We start from the raw sequence: 26,059 nt of genomic DNA, 5'->3' as shown, positions 1-26,059 counted from the left end.
AACTGACCAGACCAAAAAAGAAATAAGTAAAGGAGAAACAAATCATGAACATGGATTACTTAACAGACAAGTTTTCGCTGGACGGAAAAGTTGCACTGATTACAGGTGCTTCCTACGGAATTGGTTTTGCAATGGCAAAGGGAATGGCTGCAGCCGGCGCAACGATCGTGTTTAACGATATCAAGCAGGAATTAGTAGATAAGGGAATTGCTTCTTATAAAGAAGAGGGAATCGATGCTCACGGCTACGTATGTGACGTAACCAATGAGGCTGCTGTGAATGAGATGGTAGCCCGTATCGAGAGCGAAGTCGGCGTGATTGATATTCTTGTGAACAATGCCGGTATTATCAAGCGTATCCCGATGTGCGATATGACCGCTGAGCAGTTCAGACAGGTGATTGACGTTGATTTAAATGCTCCATTTATCGTTTCCAAGGCAGTTATTCCGTCTATGATCAAGAAGGGACACGGCAAGATCATTAACATCTGCTCCATGATGTCTGAGCTTGGACGTGAGACTGTATCCGCTTATGCGGCGGCAAAGGGCGGCTTAAAGATGCTGACCAGGAATATTGCGTCTGAATACGGTGAATTCAACATTCAGTGTAACGGCATTGGACCTGGCTACATAGCGACTCCTCAGACTGCTCCGTTACGTGAGGCACAGCCGGATGGCTCCAGACACCCATTTGACCAGTTTATCATTTCCAAGACACCGGCAGGACGCTGGGGAGAAGCGGAAGACCTTGCGGCACCGGCAGTATTCTTAGCTTCCGATGCATCTAATTTCATCAACGGACACGTTCTCTACGTAGACGGCGGTATCCTGGCTTATATCGGCAAGCAGCCGCAGTAAATGACTGGAAACAGGGACCGGCGGGAACGGTAACGCTGCATAGCCGGCAATTGACCGCAAAGAAAGGTTATGCTATACTATGAGCACCCGGTGTACTTAAGCCTGGTTATAAAAGAACGAATATTCATGCCATGATTCTGTTTCCGGCAGAGCTCATGGCATGTTTTTTAGAAATGATGACGGAGAGGTGCCATGGAAGAGAAGACGAAAGCCTATAAAAACCGCGGGGAGCTCGTTTTTGAGACGTTAAAGCGGGAGATACTGGACCTGGAGCTGAAACCGGGGCAGATGATCAGTGAGAATGAGATCTGCGAGCGTTTCGGCGTTTCGAGGACGCCTGTGAGAGAAGCGGTCAGAAGACTGCAGGAGCAGGGGTTCGTCATTTCCGTGCCCTATTCCGGCACTCAGGTAACGCTTTTAAATTTGAGCAATATCAAACAGATGATCTATATGCGCGTGGCGGTGGAGACCATGGTTATGCGGGATTTTGTGGACATTGCGACTCCGCTGTGGATGGAGGAGGTCCGCTACATGATCAGAAAGCAGCAGGCCCTCATTCAGGAGAAGGGATTCGAGCCGGAACAGTTCTACCGCATGGATGCGGAGATGCACGCCATCTGGTTCCGGGCCACGGACAAGATGAAGCTCTGGGATATGATTCAGGCGCAGCAGCTTCACTATACCCGGTTCCGTATGCTGGATTTCGTTACAGAGACGGATTTTACCAGGATCATACGGGAGCATACGGAGCTCTTTGAACTGCTGGAGAAAAAGGATATTGCCGGGCTGGAGCGTTCCCTGAAGGAACATCTCTATTACAGCATGAAACGCATGAAACACCAGATCGATGTGGAATATAAAGATTATTTTGAACAGGAGGAATAGACGATGGCGAAAGTATCGATTACCATAAAAGATGAAAATGGCGCGGTAAAAAGCTCTGTCTGCGGTGAGGAACGGGCCGTTCTCGTTTACGAGGGCACGTACTGCGAAGGAGATACCATCACATTTACGACAGACGCAGTGAACCAGCACTACGTGGTTCGTGTGGATGACACCATGGACGAGGCGCTTGTTTATATCACGAAGCCGGAAGTGGTTTATGGGATCCCATTTGATGAGAAGAAGGTTTCCTATAATCCCAAGTCATTTGCCGGGGAGAAACACTATCTGACCATGAGAACAGCGGAGGCGTATGAGACCGCGGCTTACCGCAATCTTGCGAAAAACGTGATGGACCAGCACGGCGATCCGGGCTGTTATCCCCATGTGTATGCGAATGTGGAGACACGCGGCGAAGCGGTGTTCGCAGCGCGCAATGCCATTGACGGCGTGGTTTCCAACGAATCTCACGGTGAATGGCCGTATGAGTCCTGGGGAATTAACCGTCAGGATGATGCGGAGATGACCCTGGAATTCGGCCGTCCCGTGGATTTTGACAGGATTGTTCTCGTTACGAGAGCCGATTTCCCTCATGATAACTGGTGGGTAAAGGCGACATTTACCTTTTCTGACGGCACCACGGAAGTGGTGGATATGGAAAAGAGCGTGAAGCCTCATGAGTTCAGAATTGAGAAAAAGGGAATCACCTGGTTGAAGCTCAGCAATTTGATCAAGGCAGATGATCCGTCTCCGTTCCCGGCGCTGACGCAGATTGAAGTTTACGGGAAGTAAGAGACTGCAGGAAGCAGGAGAAAATGAAGTGCAAATATAAGGTACGCAGCCCCGCCGGGGTCTGCGTACCTTATTTGTCAATTTCTTCACGATATTTGAAATTTCCTCTTTCCCTTTTTCCTTTATTCGAGTAAAATGGTACTATGACAGACACCATTGAGGGGTGGTATAATGAGTCATAATAAGGAGGAAAACATATGGAACTGCTGTTTATGGAGCCTGTGTTCAAGGAAGCAATATGGGGAGGCACGAAGCTTCGCGACGTGTTCGGCTATGAGATTCCAAGTGATACGACAGGCGAATGCTGGGCTGTGAGCGCCCATAAGAATGGAGACTGCCGGATCGCCGGCGGTATGTATGACGGACGGCTGCTGAGCAGCCTGTGGGAAGAGAAGCCGGAGCTTTTCGGGAATTATCCGGGAGATCAGTTCCCTCTTCTCGTCAAGATTATTGATGCAAAGGCGGATTTAAGCATTCAGGTTCATCCGGATGACGAGTATGCGAAGGTTCATGAGGACGGATCGCTGGGAAAGACAGAGTGCTGGTATATTCTGGACTGTGACCCGGGGACGGAGATTGTCATCGGCCACCATGCAGGGAGCCATGAGGAGATGGAAGCCATGATCCGCGGCCATCAGTGGGACGAATTTATCCGCAAGGTCCCGGTAAAGAAGGGCGACTTCTTCCAGATCAATCCGGGATGCGTCCATGCCATTAAGGGCGGGACTCTGATTCTGGAGACCCAGCAGAGCAGTGATATTACATACCGTGTCTACGACTATGACAGACTGTCTGATGGAAAACCGAGGCAGCTGCACGTGGAACAGAGCATTGCGACCATCGAGGCGCCGTTTAAAGAGGCCTCCTGTGACACCTTTACGGAAAAGATACCGGGGGCTGTGCACACGCACCTCATTACGTGTCCGTTCTATTCTGTGGACAAGTATGAGATCGACGGCGTGTTTACCAGGGAATTCAGCCGGTTTTTTGCCAATGTCAGCGTGATCAGCGGCAAAGGCTATGTAAACGGAATTCCGCTGGAAACGGGACAGCATTTTATCGTTCCGGCAGGAGCGGGAGAATTGAGATTTGAAGGAAAGATGTCGGTGATCTGTTCCAATCCGGAGTCAGGGACTCTGTAGGAAGCTGCGGCACATCGGGATTCAGATAAAGGAAGAATACAGACAGGAGGAGTAATGAGATGAGACTTGGAGCATTAGAGGCAGGCGGAACAAAGATGGTTTGCGCCATCGGTAACGAACAGGGTGAGATATTTGAGCGGGTTTCGATTCCGACGGAGACACCGGAGATTACGATGCCGAAGCTGATTGCATATTTTAAGGACAAGGAGATCGAAGCGCTGGGAATCGGCTGTTTCGGTCCTATCGATTTAAACAGAAAGTCAGAGACCTACGGATACATTACCACGACACCGAAGCTGAAATGGGCCAATTATAATATAGTAGGCGCGTTCCAAGAGGCGCTGGGTGTTCCGGTTGGCTTCGACACGGATGTGAACGGCTCTGCGCTGGGTGAGGCGACCTGGGGCATCACAAAGGGGCTGGAAAACAGTGTGTACTTTACCATCGGAACCGGAGTGGGCGCCGGAATCATTTCCAACGGAAAGCTGCTCCACGGCATGCTTCATCCGGAAGGCGGCCATGTGCTTTTAGCGAAGCATCCGGACGACACGTATGCGGGAAAATGCCCGTATCACAGAAACTGTCTGGAAGGTCTGGCTGCGGGTCCAGCCATTGAAGAGCGCTGGGGCAAGAAAGGAATCGAGCTTGCAGACAGGAAGGAAGTATGGGAGATGGAGGCCTTCTACATCGGCCAGGCCATCGTGGATTACATCGTGATCCTGTCTCCTCAGAGAATCATTCTGGGCGGAGGTGTTATGCATCAGGAGCACATGATGCCGTTGGTGAGAGAAGAAGTGAAGCGCCAGCTAAACGGCTATATCCAGACAAAGGAGCTGGAGGATTTGGACAGCTACATCGTTCTTCCAAGCCTGAATGACAATCAGGGAATCATGGGAGCCTTAAAGCTCGCCATGGATGAACTGGAGCTGGCAGAGTAAGCGGGAAATTGCCATTTTTCTCCTAGTGATAAAGCGGTACCAGTATGTTATGATACATTTTGTAACAGAAATGTAACAATTTTGTAATATACAAGGAGGACTTTATCATGAGAAAGTTACCATTATTTGTTCTGGCAGCAGCAACCGCACTGAGCATCGCCAGTGTACCGATGACGGCTCACGCAGCGACCATCCAGGTAGTTGGAGGCGGCAATGGTATGAATGGTTATATGACTAACTGCAGCGGACAGACCGGCAATTTGGCAAATATGTTAAATCAGCTGGGCGCGGGTACGGGCAGCAGAGGCAGCTTGGGCTGCGGTCTCGGTCAGAACTTAGCGGGTAACGGATCCTGCGGTTACGGCCAGGGCTGTGCGGACAACGGATCCTGCGGCTACGGTCAGGGTTGTGCAGATAACGGATCCTGCGGCTTCGGTCAGAGCTGCTCCGGCAACCAGAACTGCACCAACGGTCAGAGCTGCGGCGGAAATCAGAACAGCGGCATGAACGGACAGAATTTTCCTTTCATGATGATGCGTTAGAGCACTTTTCAAACACGCTCTGATTCACGGTGCGGCTACGGAAGAAAAACAGCGTTAGAACGAATAGAATAAAAAGAAAAATGATACATAAACAGAAATAAAAAGCAGATAAAAAAGCAGAGAAAAGAATCTCCGCCTCGCAGATCGGAATGCGCGGCGGGGATTCTTTTTTTCTCCTGCGATTTTCTTCTGAAACAGGAATACGACACATCCCCCAATCTGCCTATTGACTTTTAATTTCCACACCGCTATAATCCATTACGTTTAAAAAGATAAACACACTTCTAAACACACTTCAGGGCAAAACAAGGAGGCTTGGAAAGATGAAGCAGATATGGGCCATATTTCTCAGAGATATAAAGAACATAGGAAAAAATCCGGTGGCGGTTATCGTAGCGCTGGGAATCATGATACTGCCGTCGCTGTATGCGTGGTTCAACATCGCGGCGAACTGGGATCCTTACGGCAATACGAAGGGGCTCCGGGTGGCTGTGGCCAGTCTGGATCAGGGGACACGGATCGAACAGCTGGACACCACCGTAAACATCGGTGACATGATTATTTCCAATCTCCATGAAAATGATCAGATTGGATGGCAGTTTGTGGATGAGGAACAGGCGGTGGAGGGCGTGAAGGCGGGCCGTTATTACGCCTGTGTCATCATTCCGGAGGACTTCAGCGAGAAGACGGCCAGCATCTTTACGTCGAACGTTCAGAAGCCGACGCTTCAGTACTATGTGAATGAAAAGAAAAATGCAATCGCCACGAAAATAACGGATAAGGGCGTCAGCACCATCCAGCAGCAGGTGAATGAATCCCTGATCAGCGCTTCTTCAGAGGCACTGGGGAAGGCATTTCACGTCACCTACGGTACGGTGGAAGGGAAGAAGGAGGATCTGGCGGATGAGATGGTGTCCTCCATGAAGGATGCCAGAAATGACCTGGTTCTGATGGGCAGCTCGGTCGGCGCATTAAAATCGTCTCTGACCGCGGGAAAAGGTCTTTTGAGCAGTGTTCAGGCAATGCTTCCGGATTCCAAAGAGCTGCTTAAGTCGGGGCAGGACACGGGAGCGGAGGCCAGCCGTCTCATCCGCACCTCAGAGGATTTGTCCGACACCATGACAGACAGCGTGGGAAATGTGCTGGACATCGAAGATGGCCTGATGGACTCTGTGGACCGCTCGGTCCGCGATGCCATTGACCGCTGGGACCGCGATGCGAACGCGGCAGCAGGGGAATTAAACAAGGCCTCTGACGTATTAAATACACTGCTGAATGTGAACCAGAAGCTTTATGATCTGGTGAACAATTTAAAGGAGAAGATTCCTGGACCGGGAAAGGTTCTGGGAGTGCTGTCCGATATGATTACCAGCCAGATCGACAGGCAGAAAAATATGATACATATGATAGAGACGGCGGAGGACACGGTATTAAGGACGGGGAAGCTTCCGGAGGACGCCAGACAGGAGATCAGGAAATCACTGGAGGAGATGATGGATCAGGGGTCGCGGATTACGGATCAGTATCACAGCCAGGTGAAACCGGCCCTGACGGCAGGACTGGACAGTCTTTATGACAGCATTTCCGCCGCGTCCGATTACGCAGTCGGTATTAACGGGCTTCTGCCGCAGATTGACGGCACCCTGACTCAGACCACGGGTTCCTTTGACAGTCTGATCGAGACGCTGGACCAGACTGCGTCCATGATCGCGGCCGGTGAGGAAAAACTGGACCGCATCATCGATGAGGTGGAATCCGTGGAGGAGAGCGAGAGGCTGGCCAAGATTGTGGAGATCATGAAAAATGATCCGGAGACCATGGGGGATTTCCTGTCATCCCCGGTGAATCTGGAGGAGAATCAGATCTATCCCATTGAAAATTACGGTTCGGCCATGACTCCGTTTTACACGATTCTCGCCATATGGGTGGGCGGTCTGGTCCTGGTGGCTGTTTTGAAGTGCCGCGTTGTGGAGGACGAGAAAATTCAAGGCGGTAAGGCGTATGAAAAATACTTTGGAAGGTACTTCATCTTTATGTTGTTCGGTGTGGCGCAGGCGCTTATTGTGTCGCTGGGAGACCTCTACCTGCTGAAGATCCAGTGCCTGGAGCCGGCGAAATTCGTGCTGGCGGCGGTTCTGGCGAGCGTGGTGTTTGTCAATATCATCTACACGCTCACCATCTCCTTCGGCGATGTGGGGAAGGCCCTGGCGGTCGTCCTGCTCGTTATTCAGGTGGCCGGGGCAGGGGGAACCTTCCCGATTGAGGTGACGCCGCATTTCTTCCGTATGGTCAATCCGATGCTGCCGTTTACACACGCCATTAATGCCATGAGAGAGTGCGTCGGCGGTATCTACGGAAATGCCTACCGCGAGGATATGGCAAAGGTCCTCTTATATCTGCCCATCTCCCTGTTTGTGGGCGTGGTTCTGCGAAAACAGGTGATCAGGTTGAACGATTTCTTCGAGCGCAAGCTGGAGGAAACTGGGGTGATGTAGGTTTAACAGCCAGCTTCGGCGGCGTGGCAGCGCATTCCGGCCCGGTAGTGGAAAATCATGATTCCGCCAATGGTGAGTGCTGAAAACAGAGGGAACAGAAGCCAGACATACGACAGGGAAAGACCGCTTACGATCAGACTTCCCAGTACGGAGGCGGCCAGCCCTCCAGCCCGCAGGGAAAGGGAGAGAACCGACATCATGCTTGCGCGCTGGTCATTGCCGACGTCCTCGTGGAAGACTGTATTTTCAATCAGATTCCCGGCGCCCAACACAATGTAGACCAGGACGAAGAGGGCCAGAAACAGCCAGACCCGGTGGGTAAATCCCAGGGCGGCGACGCTTAACACGAGAAGAAAACGCAGGATCCAGTATGTACGCCAGCTCTTTTCCGGTGTGAGCACTGCTTTTTTGGACTGCATGGCTGCCTCGGCCGCTTTACTGCCGATGGTGACGCCTAAGTAGCCCAGGCAGGTGACCACACCGAAGATCCATCCCAGCTGCTCGGGGAGAAATGTCTTGAGCGTCGGCTGCCAGTAGACTTCGACGGTACAGAGAAGCAGCCCGTAGGCGGCAGACATCAGAACAATGGTGATGACCGAAAGGCTGTTTCGGAGGGAGTGATACAGGCCCCGGAGCTGCTCCTTAAACTGGAGGACGGGGGAAAGGGGGCTCCTTTCGCGGGCAGGCTCCTTCACAAAGCAGGCGGCCAGAAACAGGATAAGCGCCTGTATGGCCAGAGCCAGGATCAGGAGAAGGCTATAGGAGCCGTCCAGAAATCCCAGGACACCGCCGGTAATGGACCCGAGAGCCAGGCCGACGCTGTCGATGACAGCCATGGTGCTGTTGATCTTTTCCAGATTTCGGCCCTCCTGCTCCCGGAGATACGTCTCGATCTCCAGAGCCTCGATGGAGCCGGAGCTGAAAGCACGGCCGATACCCTGCATGGCACACGCGGCGGCCAGCATGAGGAAATGGCTGCTAAACATAAGGAGGACGTAGTTTGCCATCATGAAACAGGCAGACAGTAAGAAGATTCGTTTCCTTCCGATCAAATCCGCCATAATTCCGCTGGGGAGTTCCAGCACGACGACCATAACGGCAAAAATTCCGATGCACAGCGACAGGTTTTCCAGGGTGGCGCCGTGGCTTAAGAGCACGAGGGAGAGTACCGGCGCGAGAAGTCCGGTACCGAAGGCATTGGCCCCAAATAACAGGATGTGGCTTCGTTTCATGATGGCTGCTCCTCCTTTTCTTCCGAAAGCGAACTGTGGGGATATGCCACCAGACCAAATTCCCAGGGAATCGTGTCTTTGCCCGGAACCGAGTGTGCATCGGTGAAATCCAGAATTAAGTGGTACAGCTCCTCCGCATCTTTTTTCGATAAATGGACGACTCCGCTGGTAAAATCTCCGGTCGTCATCACATCAGACTTATCTTTCGCCCGCTTTAGGCGGTCTTTAAAACCATTCCAGAGTTCCGTCATGATATAATCCGACAGATAGAAGCGCTCTTCCCTTAAATCATCATCCAGATTCCCGCCTATGGAGACGGAGACCGGAAGCTTTTTATAGTATTTCGCCTGGATGCCATGGATGGATTCCGTGTGGTCCAGCTCCAGCAGGCCCAGCTCCTCCAGCTTCCTGATATGGAGCGAGACGGAAGAGGCCGATATCTTTAAGACATTCGACAGCTGCTTGGGGGTCATGGGCTTACCGCTTACCTCCAGGGCCTTTAGAAGGCGCTGACGCTGCGGGTTCATATAGATATCCATTTGTTTCCGGGTGGCGAGTGTTATCATTTTCCGTTCTGACATAAGATCCTCCTTTACGGCAGACCGCTTTTTGCAGACCGGGAGAAACAGAATCTTCCGATGGTGCGGGGCGGTGTCGTTTTCCTTCCGTCTATGTGCTTTTTTGTAATATATGATACTTTTATTATAACGTTACATATTATGTAATGTCAAGGCGATTTTATAAATCTTGCCGGCCATCCTGTTTTGTGGTATTCTGGAGATAGATTTGGAAAAACAAAAAATCCGGACCGGAGCCGATAACTGCTTATCGGGTTCCGGTCCGGATTCTGGGTGCGGATCACATGATTACTGACCTTCGTTCACGATTTCCTGCAGAACGTTGATAAGATCGTAGATCGTGTTAATCTGCACGTTCCGATCCAGGATTTCATTTTTCAAATCGATGGAAAGCGTCTCGAATTTGGCCTGGACGGCGGGAGCAATATAGGACATGTTCATCACCTCCTGGTTAGGATGTGTAGTGAGAGGATAAGATATACGGATTGTGGAAGAGAATTTGACTGAAATTGCAATGCGAAAAAATACCGGAAATCCTTTTTTAGAGGACTCCGGCATTTTTCATTTTGGTGGTTCTGAGTATACCATTCAGGATAAGAGGAATGCTCCAGTTATGAAAAACTAGAGCATGGTTATACTGGTTACATACGGTTCACCGTTTAGTGGCTGATAAATATCTACGACAGCAAACTGTGGGTTTAAATCTTCCGTCTGCGGTTCTGCGATTGTCATGAATTTGTAATTGGTTCCATTTACTACCTGCGTTGCTACGGCTATGGGAGTATAGAAGAAATCGCTATGTCTTCCGATTGCGTTAAAAAATATGAAGGAGTCATATGGCGTAAGATATGACTGATAAGACCATCCGCCTGGCATGGGTCACCTCATGAACGTTAGTTAGTACAGTATATGCATTTCTGTTTGAATTGTCGATTTCTATTTTACATAATTTGTCGCTATATTTTCGTACAGGCGGCAGATAATATAGGGTGAGGGAACAGATTTGGGGCGTAAAAATAACATTTGTGCACGCTTTTATACATTACCGCACATATTTGTAACCATAAAATGGATATTTATGGTATAATTAACCATATCGTCCACAACAGGAGGATTCCATGCACGTTTTTAATCCGGTATTTTATGATGAATATAACCTGATGAACTATCTGGATTTTGCCGTTATGAAGACGGCGAAGCTGTATCCGGATGTGCTGCGGGAGGAGATTTATCTGCTGTTCTATTTAATAAAAGATAATTTCCAGGCAAATATGAAATATCTGAGAGAGAACAATGTAGACGTGGATTGCTTCGGCTTCCTGCCGGTCAGGAGAAATACCAGGAACTCCGTGGAAGCGTTTTTTGACATGTTTAATTTGATTAACGCTGAGAATTATATATCCGTTCTGCTGTATATGAATGATAAAAAGAATAACCGATACGACGATCTTTATAAGAAATATGCGTTTAAAGGTGATTTTACGATCATCAGCAAGAGGGATATCGCAAAAGATCATGGCTTAGGCCGGATTACTGATGATGAGAAGATGGCTAAAATCGACCAGGTGGAGAGCGGATCCAACAGTTATATTCATCCGAGTATCTTTATCCCCCTTTATACGCCTGCGGACATTGAGGCAAAGGAGGAGATCCTGCGTGATTTACTCCGGGTCAATACCTGGCTGTTAGGCGGCGCATACCATCAGCTGTGCTGCTTTATATTGAACAAATATGGCTCCCTGAAATCCTTTGATTGCCTTCACTGCACGAAGAATTCGGCGTGTTTTGAATGCTTTGAAAACTATTATGTTTCATTTAAAGAGATGATTGAACAGGAGCTGTTTCCGCTGAGTCAGGAATGCGGCAGTGATGAACCATTTAAAAATATGAGGTAAAAATTATATGAAATACAATTTACGTTCACTATATTTGTGTGTGGATGAGATGGAACGGGCTTTGAACTTTTACGAGGATTTCTTTGAAATGCCCCCTCTTATCAAGGATGATATCTACAGTATCTTTGCGATTGGAGGATTCCGGCTGGGTTTATTTGCGTATAAAATGATGGGGGAGGAACATACATATGGAAGTAACTGCCTGCCAAGTATCGAAGTGGAAAGTCTGGAGCTGCTGAATCAGAAGCTGGCGGGCCTGGAACTTTGCTTTCCTTTGACGAAAATTAAGGACAACTGGGTTGCGGAATTTGTGGACAGCGAGGGGAATCATATCGAAATGACCGCGCCGGTTTAACGAAATGATAAGGATTGGAATGATACAGCATCATTCCCGAAAGGAACGACATGGAGTTAAAATATATTGATATAGGATTAAATTTGATGGGAAAGCAGTTCGATTCAGACCGGGAAACGGTTGCAGCCGATTCGTTTGCAGCCGGTGTCGGCTTTATCGTGACGGGAACGGATCTAAAATCAGACCGCGCGGCGGTCGATTATCTGAAAAAAAGCAAATTTGAGCATGCATGGTGCACCTGCGGAATTCACCCGCACAATGCCGACCGATGGGACGAGAATTATAAGAAACAGCTGTTGGAGCTGATTCAGCGCAACCGCGGAATAGTGGCCGCTGTGGGGGAGGCTGGCCTGGATTACGACAGAATGTTCTCCACTAAGGAAAATCAGAAACGGTGTTTTTCGGATATTCTCGACATTGCCGAGAGCCTGGAACTGCCGCTTTTTCTTCACGAGCGGAGCGCGGAACAGGACTTTATAAAATTGATGAAACAGCATCAGGAGCTGTGCCGGAGAAGCGTTGTGCATTGTTTTACCGGTTCAAGGGGAACGGCATACCGGTATTTACAGCTGGGATGTTATATCGGAATCACAGGCTGGATCTGTGATGACAGGAGGAACAGGGAGGTAGTGGAGGCCGTCAAAAGCATCCCCCTCGACCGGCTGATGATCGAAACGGACGCGCCCTATTTGACGCCGCTGAATATCAAGGGGCTGCCGCGGCGAAATGTTCCGGTAAATATAAAGTATGTGGCAGAAAAGATCGCCGCAGTCAAAAATACAGACGTTGAAGCCGTGGAGCAGGCAGCGCTTAGAAATACCAGGCAGTTTTTCAATCTATAAACTGGTTGATGGATTGTCATATGCAGTGAAATAAAATGTGGGAGGAAACCAATGTCAACTACATATTATATAGCAAACAGAAAGAGAAAAAAAGAGTGCGAGGAGTTTAAGAAATTCTGGGAAGAAGAATGGTTTCCGGAGATTACAGATAAGCTTTACCAATTCTGTACTGGGACAAACGGTGAGATCGTAAATAAAGATCTGGCAGAGAGCATCACAGAAGATAAAATGTGCGGGTTTTCCAGCACGCCGTTGAGCGATACCTTATACGAGGAGGCGTTTCTTACGGTGAATAAGTCCGGCGTATTCTGGCATAAGTGTGAGGTGGAAGGCGTTCTGCTGAACAGCCTCGAGGAGCTGATTAAATTTTTTTCGAAGAAGGCCAACCAGGAGACGTATTCGCTGGAGGATCAAAATGGACGGGTATGCACCCTGAATGATTTGATCAGGGAGCTTAGTGGGAAATAAAACGTGTGCAGGGTGCTTTATGCGGACTGATGATAGGCGAAAAGACAGGATGGAGCGCGGAAGAAAGTGTGGTACGATGAGAAAAATCATATTTTTGCTGATATCCCTCGTTGTGATTCTGCTGGTTCGTGCCGCAGTCTTGCAGGGGTCTGTTGGAACAATGGAGAAGACTGTGGATACGGCGCAGAGCGGAAGCAGTGAGATTTCTTTTCAGGGAAAGAAGGAGGAGCGTTATAGATTCAGTTACTCATCCACTGTTAAGGAAGGTACGCTTGAGATGCTTCTGACTGACAAAGGGGGAAATGTGCTGCAGACTTATGAAACCGGTATTTCTTCTAACAGGGAAATCTTTATGAAGAATGACGATATCTACTCTGTGGTCGTGGCCTATAAGGATTTTGTCGGAAGTTATGATGTGAAAATAGAGAAGTGATCAGATCTGTATTTCCGCATTAGAAAATGCCGGGAGCCCTTATGAGAAAGGCCTTCCGGCATTTTGCGAAGAATTGGAGTAACGGGATTTAAGATGTTGTGCCTTAACCCAAGTTATAAAATTAATATTGCGTCGCATCATCTTTTTATATATTCGTGAATTATTTTATTTAACTATTATTTCATTTGTTAAGGATCTTAATTCTTTAGCTATCTGCTCTTCATTGTTCTCGCAACCTATAATATTTCCTTTCATAATAGTATACGATTTATAGACTCTTGTATTGTAAGAACAAGGGTCTTGTTTTTAGACTTTTTAAGGTTTTGCAGGGGGTGATATGAGCCTGAAGTAAATGACCGCATCATTGTATATTTTTTAAATATCCATAGTAAAAGTTCCCCGATCATTCGTTATAATACTATTGTAAACTAATGGTTGGATAAATTCTAAAGAACATATGAACTACTTAAATGATGGTATTTAAAAATAAAGAGCCACTACACAATTGTAGCAGAATATGGTAATATTTTATTTATATAGGAGGCGATTATGGGGCGATCAGATTTACAAGGTACACCTTGGCATTATGAATATGCTAAAAGTGAGCGCGTATGCGACAGTACCAATTGCGTATTTAACATTGGATATTGCTCTTGCAAAGCATCGGTGAATCACAAAAACAAATGCGCCGGTAAGTTAAATTGTGATGAGTTTGAAAAGCAAATGAAATCGTTAAAGCATAAGGACATAAAGAATATAAAATCACAGCAGCAAAGCGCAAAGCAACAAAAGTTTAGTTCTAATAAGAGTACAAAAACTAAAAAGAATGTAAAAATTATTTCTATTGGAGACAATATTGTAGTCGTTCATTATAAAACTAATGAACAGATAAACATCTCAATAAGAGACAGTAAAAATCCGTTTGTCGGAAAGAGACTAGACGAGATAGTTACAATAAAAGGCGAGATGTACTCGATTCGTAAAATTATGAAGATAAAGAACAGTTAACATACACGATAATGGGGAGATTATGAAAAAGTATAAATGTATTATCGCAACATTAAGTCTATCTGTTTGTATTTCTTTAGGTAGTTGTCTAATCTCATTTGCTGGTCAATGGAAGCAAGATGAAAATGGATGGCGATATCAAAAGGATGACGGAACGCCAATAATCAATGATTGGTTTAGTGATTCATTAAATGAAAAGACATATCATTTCGATACTTTTGGATATATGAATAAAGGATTAACATATATAAATGATAAGTGGTATTACTTTTATGATGATGGATCTTTAAGATTCAATTATTACAATCCTGATGATAATCTAATTAGCGATAATGATGGACGGGTAATTCAATTAGATACGTCAGGTGTAACTGTCGCGGTTATAAGCCTGACAACAAATTCAAAAATTCTAATTGGTCTTAATATTATAAATTGTGGGAGTTCGCCAATAACATTAGGGCCTAAGTGTTCTATTTCAGATCCAGACTATCATACAAGTTTTTTTATGTATGATTCAAAAACATGTTCACTATTAGACCAAGTAGTGATTGCTCCTAAAGCAGAAAAAACAGTTTCCTTTATATCAATAGATATGAATCAACTAAATATAAAATCAGGAGTTACAACAGCAGGATACAATATTCTTTGTAATTCTGCAGAGTATACTTTTTATATGCCAATATATTATACTGATGATAATTTTAGTGGTACAATTATTCATATGGATTAGAACCATTGGGGACTTAAAGTTGGCGAGATAGAAAGGTTTGTGTAGCGCTCCTGCAACTTGTGACGTTATTTTTTAAGAGAAATCTTTAACTTTACCCATGTTAGATAGTTTGTGGATAACGATTTTTCGATTTTTGAAGGTGTCGACAAGGCTGGCACTTTTGCCAGGGGTCATATAAATCTTTTTAGTATGTAATGGATAAGCAGCAGGATTACCGCTGTAATTGGAGAGTAACTATGGAAGTATTCGGAAATATTATAGTATCAATAATGACTGCATCATTAACATTCATAATAACACGTTATGAGATATATAAAAAACGTCCAACTAATAAACTTGAGATATCCTATAATAAATTCTATTATCCAGCTCTTGTATGGGGGGAAAAACTTAATTTTACTTGTACGGCCTATGATAATTACGTGAGTCAGGTAAAGACTAGAATTAAAGCTTATGATAAGTATGTTACAGGAGAAACAAAAAAACTATTTAGTAAGCTCGAAGATTCTCTGATAGATCATAAAGATACCGTAGCTGCCTATGAAAAGTTTTACAAAGATATTAAGCACAACAATCAAAAATTGAGAAGTGAAATTGGGTATATAGAACCGAATTATATTGAAAAATTTATAGCTAAGAGTACAACAGAGAAGTTCTCGACAGTACTTCCTATTATTTATATAGCATACGCTCTATTTACATATGCCAGTGTAGTATATTTTGGCATAAATAATAAGGTTACTCTATATTTTGTTGGTATAGGCGCTGTTATTTTGTTTATCTTGGCGATTATTTTTACAGTAGTAGCAATTATTGAACTAATTAACGATATAAAAACTTTTATAAGAAGAAAAAAGGTAGTTCGTAGGGTAAGAAAAAAAGATTTATATAAATATAAGTGATACTTCATTTTCGCAACTGATATTTTTTCAGAGGTAAGTATATACAAATCCAATCCATGGAGTTAATGAAGTATCCCTTACCTCATCCTGTTCTGCTAAAGTGCAAAATGAAATAAGTGTTTGTTCTTCGACAAGCATAAGGACTTTAGTTGATTTTCCACACAGATCCATTAAATAATCGTTGCGTAATAATTTAGATAAGTATTGCCCAGCACCCCAATCACTTTTGCCAATTTTTTCTTTCCAAAATATTTTATTATATATATCAAAATAGTTTATAATTTCCAATAGAATTCCCCCCTTAAATCTTATTTATTACTTATCCTACGAGATTATAGATTACCTGTTTCATAATCAAAAGATGAGAGAATTGTCTTGTAATTCATATAATATTTCAATTCTGATAGTGAAAATGGTTTAAGTGAATATTTTATCAATAAAACTATTTGCCCCCGTAATTTAATTCTATAGTAATGCGCTTAATTTAATACAGTGTCCTCATATAGACTGTTTTGCTGTTGTACGGGTATACTATAGTAATGAGATGTAAAGTCTCCCCTTCGGTTATATAACGCCAGTTATTAATATTACCATTCTCGTATCCAAATTGGATTCAAGTCGGTGTACCCCATTTTATTAAGCAAAATCATAGCGTCGTTTAAAACATTGGTGTGCCCCTTTTTGAACGGATTATCTGTATTATCAAGAAGAAAAGAGATAATTTCTGCTATGATTTTTGGCCTAGTCAGGCAAATAAGAGTTTCGGTATTGTCTTTCAGCGCTTTAATTTCATAGAATGCCCAGAACATGATAGGATCATCATCTGGAGCTACCCCATTAAAAACCAGTGCTACTTTAGCTGTTTTATCTTCTTTGGGAGTAATATTCAAAACGAAGTCTTTACCGCTCAAATACCAATAAACAAATAATTGTTTTCTGACTGTAATATTTCGTAGCTTGTTTTTCAAATGTACGTCTCCCGTAAAGTTTTATTCTGTAGAAAATAGGTGAGGGGGCTGCCATGCTACATTGTTTTTTTAATAAACGTTAATGGCACAGAATTTTGCCTGTATCAGGCCATACGACCAAAGATACAACGCTCAAATATCTTTACAATTATTACCGTGACAGCGAAACAAAGAATCGTGTTAAGAAAACGTCAATACTCCATACAAATAATAATTGTCTTCAACTGTCTTCAAAAAATAAGGCGTTTTTGGATAATAAAAAAGTGTCAGAAGCCTTATAAATAAAGACAATCCAACACTTCTGTGTGAATCGGAGTAACAGGATTTGAACCTGCGACCTCTCGGCCCCCAGCCGAGCGCGCTACCAAGCTACGCCATACTCCGTTTCTGGTCACTATGGTATTATAGCAGAAAGTTTGCGATTTGAAAAGTATATTTGTTGAAATATTTTATATTTTAAGATATGATGGTAAGGACGATATGATTCATGGAGAAAAGACAGGTGAGAAAGAATATGAAACCGATCGTGAGTTTTGATGTAGATATGACACTTTTGGACCATAAGGACTGGACGATACCGGACAGCGCCATGGAGACCCTGGAACGGCTCCGGGAGAATTACACCATTGTGCTGGCCACCGGCCGCGACATGGATTCCAGCTTCAGCGTCGTGTTAAAGGAACAGATCAGGCCGGATGCCATCATTCATTTGAATGGAACGAAGATTACGGTGGGGGACACGATTATTTACGAGCATCTGTTTGATAAGGAACTGATGAGGCAGATCATTGCCTATGCACAGGAGGATGCAGCCTGCAGCGTGGGAGCCAGTGTGGGCGGGTATGATTACTACGTGCATCCGGAAGTGGTGAACCGCCACGATACGGATCTGTGGGGAGAATGCGGACGCCGGTTTGCGGACCCGTGGAAGCTTCCTGATTTGGACGTCAGGACAATGGCATACATTGGAGATGAAAAAGGCGCAAAGGCCATGGGGGCCCGGTTCCCCGAGGTAAATGTGCACATGTTCGCGGAAAAACGGGGCGCGGATGTGGTGGAGAAGACAGCCAGCAAGGCTATGGGGCTGATCCGCCTCTGCGACTATTTTAATATCCCTCTTTCCAGTACGGTGGCGTTTGGGGACAGCATGAACGATTACGATATCGTGAAGACGGCAGGCATCGGAATCGCCATGGGAAACGCCATGGAAGAGCTTAAGGAAGCTGCGGATTATGTGACTGATGCCGTGGATTCGGATGGAATCCGCAATGCCTGTGTGCATTTTGGGCTGATCCGGTTATAAGGGTGTGTGGCATTACTTTTATGAAAATATACAGGGAAGGAAATAAGTAGCATGGCAAAACATTATGATATTTTTATCATAGGCGGCGGGCCCGGCGGTTATACGGCTGCGCTTAAGGCAGCAGGGCTGGGGCTTAAGACTGCAATTGCAGAGAAGGAAAAACTGGGCGGGACCTGTGTCAATAAGGGGTGTATTCCGACGAAGGCTCTGCTTCATGCCTCCAGTATGTTTGCAGCGTTTCAGAGCTGTGATGTATTTGGAGTATCGGCTGATTTCATTTCTTTTGACTTTAAGAAAATGCAGGACTATAAGAAACGTTCTGTAAAAGAGTACCGGAAGGAAGTTCGGGAATCGATTGAAAATGCGGGGGTCGACTATATCGAGGGAACGGCGACGATCCGCCGGGGACGGACCGTGGAGGTCAACAGTCCTTCAGGTAAAGACTATTACGAGGCAGATCACATTATTATCGCAACGGGGGCGAAACCGGTGATACCGGATATTCCGGGAGCGATGCTGCCGGGCGTTCTGACGAGTGACCGGCTGCTGGCTTCTGATACCTGGAATTACGACCGTCTCACGATTATTGGCGGCGGCGTGATCGGAGTGGAATTCGCAACGATATTCCAGGCGCTGTGCTCCCATGTGACGATCATCGAAAGCCGGGAGCATTTACTGGGACCTATGGACAATGAAGTTTCCGAGGTCCTGGAAAATGAACTGAGACGGAAAGGAATCGCTGTCCAGTGTGAGGCAAAGGTCCTGGAAATCCGCGAGGAGGAACAGGGACTCATCTGCGTTTATGAGGCGGCTGGAGAGGTGCGGACGATCCGTTCCGGCCAGATTCTCCTGGCAGCAGGCCGAAAGCCGAATCTGGACGGACTTTTTGGACGGGATGTCAGCCTTGCCATGGAAGACGGATGTCTTAAGACGGATTCAGAGTTCCGAACCAGTGAATCCGGCATTTACGCCATCGGCGATGTGACGGCCGGCAAGATGCTGGCTCATGTGGCGGCGGCCGAGGGTACTTATGTGGTTGAAAAGATCGCGGGCGTGCATCACACTATCCGGCTTTCTGTGGTTCCGAATGGCATGTTTGTGGAACTTCCAGTCGTGCCGGGATGCATTTATACCGAGCCGGAGATTGCTTCCGTCGGAATTACGGTGGAAGAAGCGAAGGCCCATAACATGAAGGTGCGCTGCGGGCGCTACTCCATGAGCGGTAATGGAAAATCCATCATTACCAGAGAACAGAGCGGATTTATTCATCTGATTTTTGAGGAATATTCCGGAACCATTGTCGGCGCTCAGATCGTCTGTCCGCGGGCCACTGATATGATCAGTGAGATGGCGACTGCTATCGCAAATGGCCTGACAGCGGATCAGCTCATGCTTGCCATGAGGGCCCATCCGACTTACAGCGAGGGCATAACGGCGGCAATCGAGAATTATTATGAAGCAAAAGGAGACGAAAGGTTATGATTCAAGAGAGAATTGCAGCATTACGAAGCCTGATGGCGGAGCGCCAGATTGACGCTTACATGATTCCAACCTCCGATTTTCATGAGTCGGAATACGTGGGCGATTATTTTAAATGCAGGAAATTTATCACTGGTTTTACAGGGTCCGCAGGTACGGCGATTATCACGCAGACAGAGGCGAGACTCTGGACCGACGGCCGGTATTTCGTACAGGCGGCGAAGCAGCTGGAAGGAACCGGCGTGCTCCTCATGAAATCCGGTCAGGAGGGCGTTCCGACCGAGGAAGAGTATCTGGCAGAGGTTATGCCTCAGAACGGAACCCTGGGTTTCGACGGCCGTGTCGTCAACAGCCAGCTGGGAGAGAAGCTGGAAGAACTTTTGGAAGACAAGCACGTGAAATTTTCCTGGAAGGAAGACCTGGTGGATCTCATCTGGGAAGACCGTCCGGCGTTATCCGCTGAACCGGTCTGGATTTTAAAAGAAAACTACGCGGGCAAATCAGCAGCGGATAAGATTGCTGATTTAAGGGAAGCGATGAAGAAGGAGAAGACCACGGTCCACGTCCTTACCACGCTTGATGATATCGTGTGGCTGTTAAATATCCGTGGAAATGACGTCGTCTGCAATCCCGTAGTCCTTTCCTATGCATTGGTGACGATGGAACGGTTCTATTTATTTATCAATGAGGCGGTTCTGGACAGCGAAGTGAAATCCTATTTAAAAGAGCTGGGCGTTACCGTACGGCCGTATAATGATATTTACGATGCGGTGAGCCAGTTAAAGGGCCAGAAGGTACTTCTGGAGACAGCGAAGACCAACTATGCGATCATCAGCAATCTGGATGAATCCAATGCAGTTGTTGACCGTATGAATCCGACCGCTCCGGCCAAAGCAGTCAAAAATCCGGTTGAGATCGAAAATATGAAGAAGGCCCATATCAAAGACGGTGTGGCCATGGTGAAGTTTATCTGCTGGCTGAAAAAGAATATTGGAAAGCAGACGATCACCGAGCTTGACGCGGAGCATTACCTGGATAATCTGCGCGCAGAGCAGGAGGGAAATCTGGGACTTTCGTTCCATACCATATCCGCTTATGGGGCAAATGCGGCGATGTGCCACTATTCCGCGACGCCGGAGAGCAATACGACTCTGGAGCCAAAAGGACTCTATCTGGTAGATTCCGGCGGACAGTATTATGAGGGAACAACCGATGTGACGAGAACGATCTCTCTGGGGGAGACGACGGAAGCAGAACGGGAACATTTTACCCTGAGCGTCATCAGTATGCTGCGTCTGGCCGCTGTAAAGTTCTTATATGGGTGCAGAGGACTTACCCTGGATTATGTGGCGAGAGAGCCGCTCTGGAGCAGAGGACTGAACTTTGACCACGGAACCGGCCACGGAGTAGGTTACCTGTTAAATGTTCACGAACGCCCCAACGGTATTCGCTGGCGTATGGTGCCGGAGCGCCAGGACAACTGTGTACTGGAAGAAGGCATGGTGACTTCCGACGAGCCGGGCGTATATATTGAAGGCAGCCACGGTGTACGTACGGAAAATCTTATTGTCTGCAAGAAGGCAGAGAAGAACGAATACGGCCAGTTTATGGAATTTGAGTTTCTGACCTTTGTGCCGATTGATTTGGAAGCACTCGATAAATCCCTGATGAACGAGCGGGATGTGGAACTCTTAAACAGCTACCACAGTGCAGTATATGAGAAGATATCCCCGTATTTGACAGCGGAAGAGGCTGAATGGCTGAAGGAAAATACGAGGGCAGTATAAGCAGGCGTAAATAAAAAAGCATATAAACGATATAAGGCGGAGCCATGCGGTGTGGATCCTGTCAGGGGCGGTGAAAAATAGATTTTCATCGTCTTCCTGACGGGAATTCACGATCGCTATGGTTCCGCCTGTTTTTGGGTTATTTCTTTACGAAGCCGCATCAGAAGCGGAATAATCGCTTCCCAATCCTCTTGATCCAGTTCTTTCAGCAACTCCACGGCCCTGCGGAACTGTGGCGGTTCCGCCATTTCTGTATCAAAGAATTCCAGCGGCGTAATTTCCAGGTAATCGCATATTTCGAAGAATTGTTTCATGGAAGGCATGGAGCGGCCAGAGGAAATACCCTGAATGTAACTCTTATTTTTACCAAGATCCAGACTCATCTGGTATTCCGAGACATCCTTTTTCAAACGGAGCTCTGTAATTCTGTTTCTGACAAACTGTTCATTCATTCTTATCACCTCTATGGTTAATCATAAAGGATAATCTTTCCCGACATTCCGTTTTATATGCGTAATAATGGCAGAAAAATCGGTTGCATATACGGATAAAAAGCGTTATTATATAAGTTAGAAAAACGAAAGAGAATGTTAAAAGAAAGTGCGTGCCTATAGGGCGAGAGGATGTCCGATGACAGAATATTTAAAAAAGTGGAAGGATAAATGGTCCTGGAAAAACGGGGCTTTTTTATGCGGCCTGATCTATATCCTGATTATGGCAGGAATGTTTGGCTGCTGCCGAATGCAGTACAAAGGGGCGGCAGGCGGCTTGATTGCGGCTGTGTTTGTAGTATCTTTGGCGGCAATGGCCGTGATGACTGTGATTTCTTATCCAGTGAGGAGGGAAAAAGAGATAATGCAGGAGTGTGGCCAGGGGCAGGACGGGCAGGAGCTGCAGGAAGCATTGTACCGGAGACTTGGGGAATTTGCCGATACGGTCCTGTTTGAGTATCGATACCGGGACGGAGCGATTCTATTTACACCGAACGCTTCCGGTCAGATCGAGATTCCGGTTTTAAAGAGTGTGCTGGAGAAATACGTGAAGCGTCCGCCGGCACAGGGCGAAAACAGATGTTTTGAGTTTCGTATGAAAGCGAATATGGAAGAATACCGCTGGTGTATCTGTCGCGTCAGGGCAGAGTACGACGGGGCGGATACACCTGTTTGTCTGATCGGAAAACTGGATGATATCACCAAACAGAAGGAGCGGGAGGAGCAGCTTCTCTTCCAGTCCACCAGAGACGGTTTAACCGGCGTGTATAATAAGACGGCATTTGAGTATATGATGGAAGAAACTTTAAAAAGAGGCAGCCGCGGCTGTTTATATATGATCGATATTGATAATTTCAAGGATGTGAACGACCAGTACGGCCATCCGGCCGGGGATAAGATTCTCGTTAAAATCGGGGAACTGCTGCGTGAGATTTTCCGGGATTCCGATTTGATTGGCCGGGTGGGAGGCGATGAATTCGTGGTCTATTCCGAGTGCGGCGAGACGAAAACGAGGGCGATGAAGCTTTTAAACGGCACAGAGGATTTTACGAAGGAAGGCGAACACCGGATTTCTGTAAGTATCGGAATCGCCGCAAGCACCGGGGAGCCGGACGAAGAGTATCAGGAACTGTTTTCCAAAGCCGATCAGGCCATGTACCGGGCGAAACAGGAGGGGAAAAATCGGATTGCCTGGTATGAGGAGTAGGCGAGAAGAAGAGAAGTAAAAAGAGGATTGAAATAAGGATAAGAAAAAAATGGCTGCGTTGAAAACGCGGCCATTTTTTATGCAGCATGCAGTACGATGGGTGAAATGATAAGGATGGATTTCTAATTCTGATCGTCGGGCAGATCTACCAGAGTGTAGGCATGGTTGATGCAGGGTAAGAAAATTTCGATAATGTCCGAGGTGCGGATTTTTAAACTGGACGTATTGATACAGGGATGACAGCCGAGAAATTCCTGTTCAAGAATAGCCTGGTCAATCAGCAAACGGACACGATTTTCTTTATCATTCATCAGGCCCAGAACAGAGACAGAGCCAGGCGTTATGTTCAGATACTCTTCCATAAATTCCGGTTCCGCAAATGAGAGTCTGGCTGATCCGATTTGTTTTGACAGGACTGCCGTCCGAAATTTTTTATGTCCCGGAATCATGAGAAGATAAAAACTGTTTTTCTGAGCATTGCGCAGAAATAAATTTTTACAGATATTTGTGTTTAAAAGCGCATCGATATCACGGCATGCTTCTATCGTAGCGGTCGGATCATGATCCAAACGCTGATAGGCGATTCCCAGCTTGTCCAGGAGATCGTAAGTGCGTATCTCTTTATCAGGACGCCCGGCAGGATTTGCGGGCCGTCCGGTATATAGGGTGCGGTCTAAGTGAAAGTCCGGTATGGAGGTAACACGTTCTCCTGGCGTAATGTTTGTCATATGGAGTGCCTCTTTCTGTTTGAAATCTGTCAAAGGAGTAATAAGAATCCTGGTGTTATTATACTAGAGTGTGGGAAAAATGCAAGTGTAAGCAGAGAGGTAAGCAGAACGGACGGAGGAGACGGACAAATGGGCCGTGAATTGTAACTGATACAGGATTGACGGGGCAATGTTTTTTTCGATGGTTTTATACAGCGTCTTGTATTATAATAAGTTCTATAGAGGGAATGGTTATCGATTGATTGTAACGATAGAATGGCTTTTGCTGAATATTATATTTAGGAAGTTATCATATTTGGCAGTTTAGCAGCGGAAAGTGTTGGAGGGAGCCAAATACGCCATGAACATAAAAGAAGAAAAAGGAAGGCAAAATCAAATGATTGAAAACCGGCTGAAAGCGGAAAGACCGAGAGTAGTGACAGAAAAGGCGACAAAAGGAAAGCGTGATGATAAAGCTGCAAAAGACAGCAGTTCAAGGCAGGAGAAGAATAAAGCGTCCAATACAGGCAGGAAGATGGGACGAAAGCCGGATTCGGGGGAGAAATCGTCGGATCAGAAAAAAGGGCCTAAAAAGGAGCAAAGAGCAGGCGGAAAAGGAAACTGGGGCAATGACAGCCAGAAACCGAAGTACGATACAGGCAGGAACAGAGCTTCTGGCGGGAACTCCAATTTACAGAACAGGGAAGGAATAAAAGTGGACAGGCAGCCAGTCAGAAAGAATACTTCTGCATGTCCTGTGTTTCTGCGCTGCGGCGGATGTCAGCTTCTGGATATGCCTTATGAAAAACAACTGAAGATCAAGCAGACAAAGCTGGAGGAACTGTTGAAGCCCTATTGTAAGGTGCAGCCAATTATTGGAATGAAGGATCCTTTCCATTACAGAAACAAGGTACACGCTGTTTTTGACCATGATAAAAAGGGAAATCCCGTTTCAGGGGTGTACGAGGCGAATACTCATCGTGTCGTTCCCGTAGAGTCCTGTCTGATTGAGGATCAAAAAGCGGACGAGATTATTGGAACTATCAGAGGCATGTTAAAATCATTTAAGATTAAAACGTATGATGAGGACACGGGATATGGTCTCCTTCGTCATGTCCTGATACGGCGGGGATTCACAACGGGTGAAATTATGGTCGTTCTGGTTACCGCTTCTCCTGTATTTCCTTCAAAGAATAATTTTGTACGGGCATTGAGAGAAAAGCACCCGGAAATTACGACGATTGTTCAGAATGTAAACGGCAGGGACACCAGTATGGTACTCGGTGACCGGGAGAATGTGCTGTACGGCAAAGGCTATATTGAGGACATCCTGTGCGGCTTCCGTTTCAGGATCTCTTCTAAATCATTTTATCAGGTAAATCCGATACAGACAGAGGTGCTCTATCGGAAAGCGATGGAGCTGGCCGCACTTAAGGGGAAAGAAACGGTGATTGACGCGTACTGCGGTATTGGTACGATTGGGATCGTGGCAAGCCAGGAGGCAGACCAGGTGATCGGCGTGGAATTAAACCGCGATGCAGTGCGGGACGCAGCTCAGAATGCTAAGATCAATGGGATTAAAAATGTGCAGTTTTATTGTAATGATGCCGGTGCGTTCATGAGCAGGATGGCGGACAATGGAGAACACGTTGATGTCGTCTTTATGGACCCGCCAAGGAGTGGAAGCACGGAAGAATTTATCCAGGCGGTAGTTAAGATGAAACCGGAAAAAGTGGTCTATGTGTCATGCGGCCCGGATACGCTGGCCAGGGATTTGGCGGTGTTTAGGAAGATGGGGTATGAGGCAAAAACTGCGTGGGGGGTGGATATGTTTCCGGGGACAAGCCATACGGAGGTTTGTTGTCAATTGTCGAAAATATGAAATAGGCTTAGCATTCGTTACAAACTATTATAAAAATAGTAAATGGAAACGTTTCCCCAAAATAGGAAGCAAGTATAGTTCTTAAGTCATAATTTATAAAAAGATAAATGGCGTTTTCTGATAAAAAGACTTTAAGATGTGATA

Annotated in this window: 28 protein-coding genes and 1 tRNA gene; 20 read left to right on the top strand and 9 right to left on the bottom strand. The window is 46.3% G+C overall.

Annotated features, from left to right (window positions below; all coding sequences use genetic code 11):
• Positions 1–50: 50 nt before the first annotated feature.
• From H8S80_RS25095 to H8S80_RS25065, 7 genes are all read left to right on the top strand, one after another.
• On the top strand, positions 51–857 hold the full coding sequence (locus tag H8S80_RS25095) for a gluconate 5-dehydrogenase (protein ID WP_336624631.1): 807 nt from the start codon (positions 51–53) through the stop codon (positions 855–857).
• 192 nt (positions 858–1,049) lie between these two features.
• Positions 1,050–1,742: a GntR family transcriptional regulator gene (locus H8S80_RS25090; RefSeq protein ID WP_002603016.1), complete on the top strand. Its 693-nt coding sequence runs from the start codon at positions 1,050–1,052 to the stop codon at positions 1,740–1,742.
• 3 nt (positions 1,743–1,745) lie between these two features.
• Positions 1,746–2,531: a carbohydrate-binding protein gene (locus tag H8S80_RS25085; protein ID WP_117632463.1), complete on the top strand. Its 786-nt coding sequence runs from the start codon at positions 1,746–1,748 to the stop codon at positions 2,529–2,531.
• Between the two features lie 197 nt (positions 2,532–2,728).
• Positions 2,729–3,673 carry a mannose-6-phosphate isomerase, class I gene (gene manA / locus H8S80_RS25080; RefSeq protein ID WP_002603018.1) on the top strand — a complete coding sequence of 315 codons (945 nt, stop codon included), beginning with the start codon at positions 2,729–2,731 and terminating at the stop codon, positions 3,671–3,673.
• A gap of 59 nt (positions 3,674–3,732) precedes the next feature.
• Positions 3,733–4,611 carry an ROK family protein gene (locus H8S80_RS25075; protein ID WP_025531936.1) on the top strand — a complete coding sequence of 293 codons (879 nt, stop codon included), beginning with the start codon at positions 3,733–3,735 and terminating at the stop codon, positions 4,609–4,611.
• 107 nt (positions 4,612–4,718) lie between these two features.
• Positions 4,719–5,153 carry a hypothetical protein gene (locus H8S80_RS25070; protein WP_025531937.1) on the top strand — a complete coding sequence of 145 codons (435 nt, stop codon included), beginning with the start codon at positions 4,719–4,721 and terminating at the stop codon, positions 5,151–5,153.
• A gap of 323 nt (positions 5,154–5,476) precedes the next feature.
• Complete coding sequence (locus H8S80_RS25065; protein ID WP_117632462.1) at positions 5,477–7,648, top strand: YhgE/Pip domain-containing protein; 2,172 nt, start codon at positions 5,477–5,479, stop codon at positions 7,646–7,648.
• 2 nt (positions 7,649–7,650) lie between these two features.
• Here the strand turns inward: H8S80_RS25065 and H8S80_RS25060 are convergent, their stop codons facing one another.
• The 4 genes from H8S80_RS25060 to H8S80_RS25045 all read right to left on the bottom strand — a co-directional run bounded on the left by H8S80_RS25060 (position 7,651) and on the right by H8S80_RS25045 (position 10,334).
• Positions 7,651–8,880 (bottom strand): MFS transporter, encoded by a 1,230-nt coding sequence (locus H8S80_RS25060; protein WP_117632461.1) that lies wholly within the window; start codon positions 8,878–8,880, stop codon positions 7,651–7,653.
• Positions 8,877–9,461, bottom strand: coding sequence for a winged helix-turn-helix domain-containing protein (locus H8S80_RS25055; protein ID WP_117632460.1), 585 nt, complete (start codon positions 9,459–9,461; stop codon positions 8,877–8,879). Before H8S80_RS25055 ends, H8S80_RS25060 begins: the two co-directional genes overlap by 4 nt.
• 285 nt (positions 9,462–9,746) lie before the next feature.
• Positions 9,747–9,893 carry a hypothetical protein gene (locus H8S80_RS25050; protein WP_002603024.1) on the bottom strand — a complete coding sequence of 49 codons (147 nt, stop codon included), beginning with the start codon at positions 9,891–9,893 and terminating at the stop codon, positions 9,747–9,749.
• Between the two features lie 186 nt (positions 9,894–10,079).
• On the bottom strand, positions 10,080–10,334 hold the full coding sequence (locus H8S80_RS25045; RefSeq protein ID WP_117632459.1) for a hypothetical protein: 255 nt from the start codon (positions 10,332–10,334) through the stop codon (positions 10,080–10,082).
• Between the two features lie 242 nt (positions 10,335–10,576).
• Between H8S80_RS25045 and H8S80_RS25040 the strand changes: the two genes are divergently transcribed.
• The 8 genes from H8S80_RS25040 to H8S80_RS25005 all read left to right on the top strand — a co-directional run bounded on the left by H8S80_RS25040 (position 10,577) and on the right by H8S80_RS25005 (position 16,091).
• Positions 10,577–11,353 (top strand): hypothetical protein, encoded by a 777-nt coding sequence (locus H8S80_RS25040; protein ID WP_117632458.1) that lies wholly within the window; start codon positions 10,577–10,579, stop codon positions 11,351–11,353.
• Between the two features lie 7 nt (positions 11,354–11,360).
• Positions 11,361–11,708, top strand: a complete 348-nt coding sequence (locus H8S80_RS25035) for a VOC family protein (RefSeq protein ID WP_117632457.1) — start codon at positions 11,361–11,363, stop codon at positions 11,706–11,708.
• A gap of 50 nt (positions 11,709–11,758) precedes the next feature.
• Positions 11,759–12,550, top strand: a complete 792-nt coding sequence (locus tag H8S80_RS25030) for a TatD family hydrolase (RefSeq protein ID WP_117632456.1) — start codon at positions 11,759–11,761, stop codon at positions 12,548–12,550.
• A gap of 51 nt (positions 12,551–12,601) precedes the next feature.
• Positions 12,602–13,018: a hypothetical protein gene (locus H8S80_RS25025; RefSeq protein WP_117632455.1), complete on the top strand. Its 417-nt coding sequence runs from the start codon at positions 12,602–12,604 to the stop codon at positions 13,016–13,018.
• Between the two features lie 76 nt (positions 13,019–13,094).
• Positions 13,095–13,451: a hypothetical protein gene (locus tag H8S80_RS25020; protein WP_147338555.1), complete on the top strand. Its 357-nt coding sequence runs from the start codon at positions 13,095–13,097 to the stop codon at positions 13,449–13,451.
• A gap of 549 nt (positions 13,452–14,000) precedes the next feature.
• Positions 14,001–14,459: a hypothetical protein gene (locus tag H8S80_RS25015; RefSeq protein WP_117632453.1), complete on the top strand. Its 459-nt coding sequence runs from the start codon at positions 14,001–14,003 to the stop codon at positions 14,457–14,459.
• 22 nt (positions 14,460–14,481) lie between these two features.
• The gene (locus H8S80_RS25010; protein ID WP_117632452.1) at positions 14,482–15,189 is read left to right on the top strand and encodes a hypothetical protein; all 708 of its coding nucleotides are present in this window, start codon (positions 14,482–14,484) and stop codon (positions 15,187–15,189) included.
• A 236-nt stretch (positions 15,190–15,425) separates the two neighbouring features.
• Positions 15,426–16,091 (top strand): hypothetical protein, encoded by a 666-nt coding sequence (locus tag H8S80_RS25005; protein WP_117632451.1) that lies wholly within the window; start codon positions 15,426–15,428, stop codon positions 16,089–16,091.
• Between the two features lie 27 nt (positions 16,092–16,118).
• Here the strand turns inward: H8S80_RS25005 and H8S80_RS25000 are convergent, their stop codons facing one another.
• The 3 genes from H8S80_RS25000 to H8S80_RS24990 form a co-directional block, all read right to left on the bottom strand.
• Complete coding sequence (locus H8S80_RS25000) at positions 16,119–16,379, bottom strand: hypothetical protein (RefSeq protein WP_117632450.1); 261 nt, start codon at positions 16,377–16,379, stop codon at positions 16,119–16,121.
• 299 nt (positions 16,380–16,678) lie between these two features.
• A complete protein-coding gene (locus H8S80_RS24995; protein WP_117632449.1) occupies positions 16,679–17,059 on the bottom strand; it encodes a hypothetical protein in 381 nt (126 codons plus the stop codon).
• 310 nt (positions 17,060–17,369) lie between these two features.
• Positions 17,370–17,443, bottom strand: a tRNA-Pro gene (locus H8S80_RS24990).
• 103 nt (positions 17,444–17,546) lie between these two features.
• On the opposite strand from H8S80_RS24990, the gene H8S80_RS24985 reads away from it, so the two are divergent.
• The 3 genes from H8S80_RS24985 to H8S80_RS24975 are packed head-to-tail and all read left to right on the top strand — an operon-like array spanning position 17,547 to position 21,628.
• Positions 17,547–18,362, top strand: a complete 816-nt coding sequence (locus tag H8S80_RS24985; protein WP_002603036.1) for a Cof-type HAD-IIB family hydrolase — start codon at positions 17,547–17,549, stop codon at positions 18,360–18,362.
• Between the two features lie 51 nt (positions 18,363–18,413).
• Positions 18,414–19,844, top strand: coding sequence for a dihydrolipoyl dehydrogenase (gene lpdA / locus H8S80_RS24980; RefSeq protein ID WP_117632448.1), 1,431 nt, complete (start codon positions 18,414–18,416; stop codon positions 19,842–19,844).
• Positions 19,841–21,628, top strand: coding sequence for an aminopeptidase P family protein (locus H8S80_RS24975; protein ID WP_054355552.1), 1,788 nt, complete (start codon positions 19,841–19,843; stop codon positions 21,626–21,628). The genes lpdA and H8S80_RS24975 overlap by 4 nt, the downstream gene beginning before the upstream one ends.
• Before the next feature lie 116 nt (positions 21,629–21,744).
• Here H8S80_RS24975 and H8S80_RS24970 read toward each other — a convergent pair whose 3' ends face one another.
• Positions 21,745–22,080: a helix-turn-helix transcriptional regulator gene (locus H8S80_RS24970; protein ID WP_025531950.1), complete on the bottom strand. Its 336-nt coding sequence runs from the start codon at positions 22,078–22,080 to the stop codon at positions 21,745–21,747.
• 178 nt (positions 22,081–22,258) lie between these two features.
• Here H8S80_RS24970 and H8S80_RS24965 point away from each other — a divergent pair, with 178 nt between their 5' ends.
• Positions 22,259–23,326 carry a GGDEF domain-containing protein gene (locus tag H8S80_RS24965; RefSeq protein ID WP_117632447.1) on the top strand — a complete coding sequence of 356 codons (1,068 nt, stop codon included), beginning with the start codon at positions 22,259–22,261 and terminating at the stop codon, positions 23,324–23,326.
• A 122-nt stretch (positions 23,327–23,448) separates the two neighbouring features.
• Here the strand turns inward: H8S80_RS24965 and H8S80_RS24960 are convergent, their stop codons facing one another.
• A complete protein-coding gene (locus tag H8S80_RS24960) occupies positions 23,449–24,054 on the bottom strand; it encodes a prolyl-tRNA synthetase associated domain-containing protein (RefSeq protein WP_002603041.1) in 606 nt (201 codons plus the stop codon).
• A gap of 340 nt (positions 24,055–24,394) precedes the next feature.
• Here H8S80_RS24960 and rlmD point away from each other — a divergent pair, with 340 nt between their 5' ends.
• On the top strand, positions 24,395–25,915 hold the full coding sequence (gene rlmD / locus H8S80_RS24955) for a 23S rRNA (uracil(1939)-C(5))-methyltransferase RlmD (RefSeq protein ID WP_347561490.1): 1,521 nt from the start codon (positions 24,395–24,397) through the stop codon (positions 25,913–25,915).
• Positions 25,916–26,059 lie beyond the last annotated feature (144 nt).

This window comes from Hungatella sp. L36 (assembly GCF_014288035.1).
The sequence above is the reverse complement of the archived record's forward strand: the minus strand, read 5'-3'. Positions and strand labels throughout refer to the sequence as shown.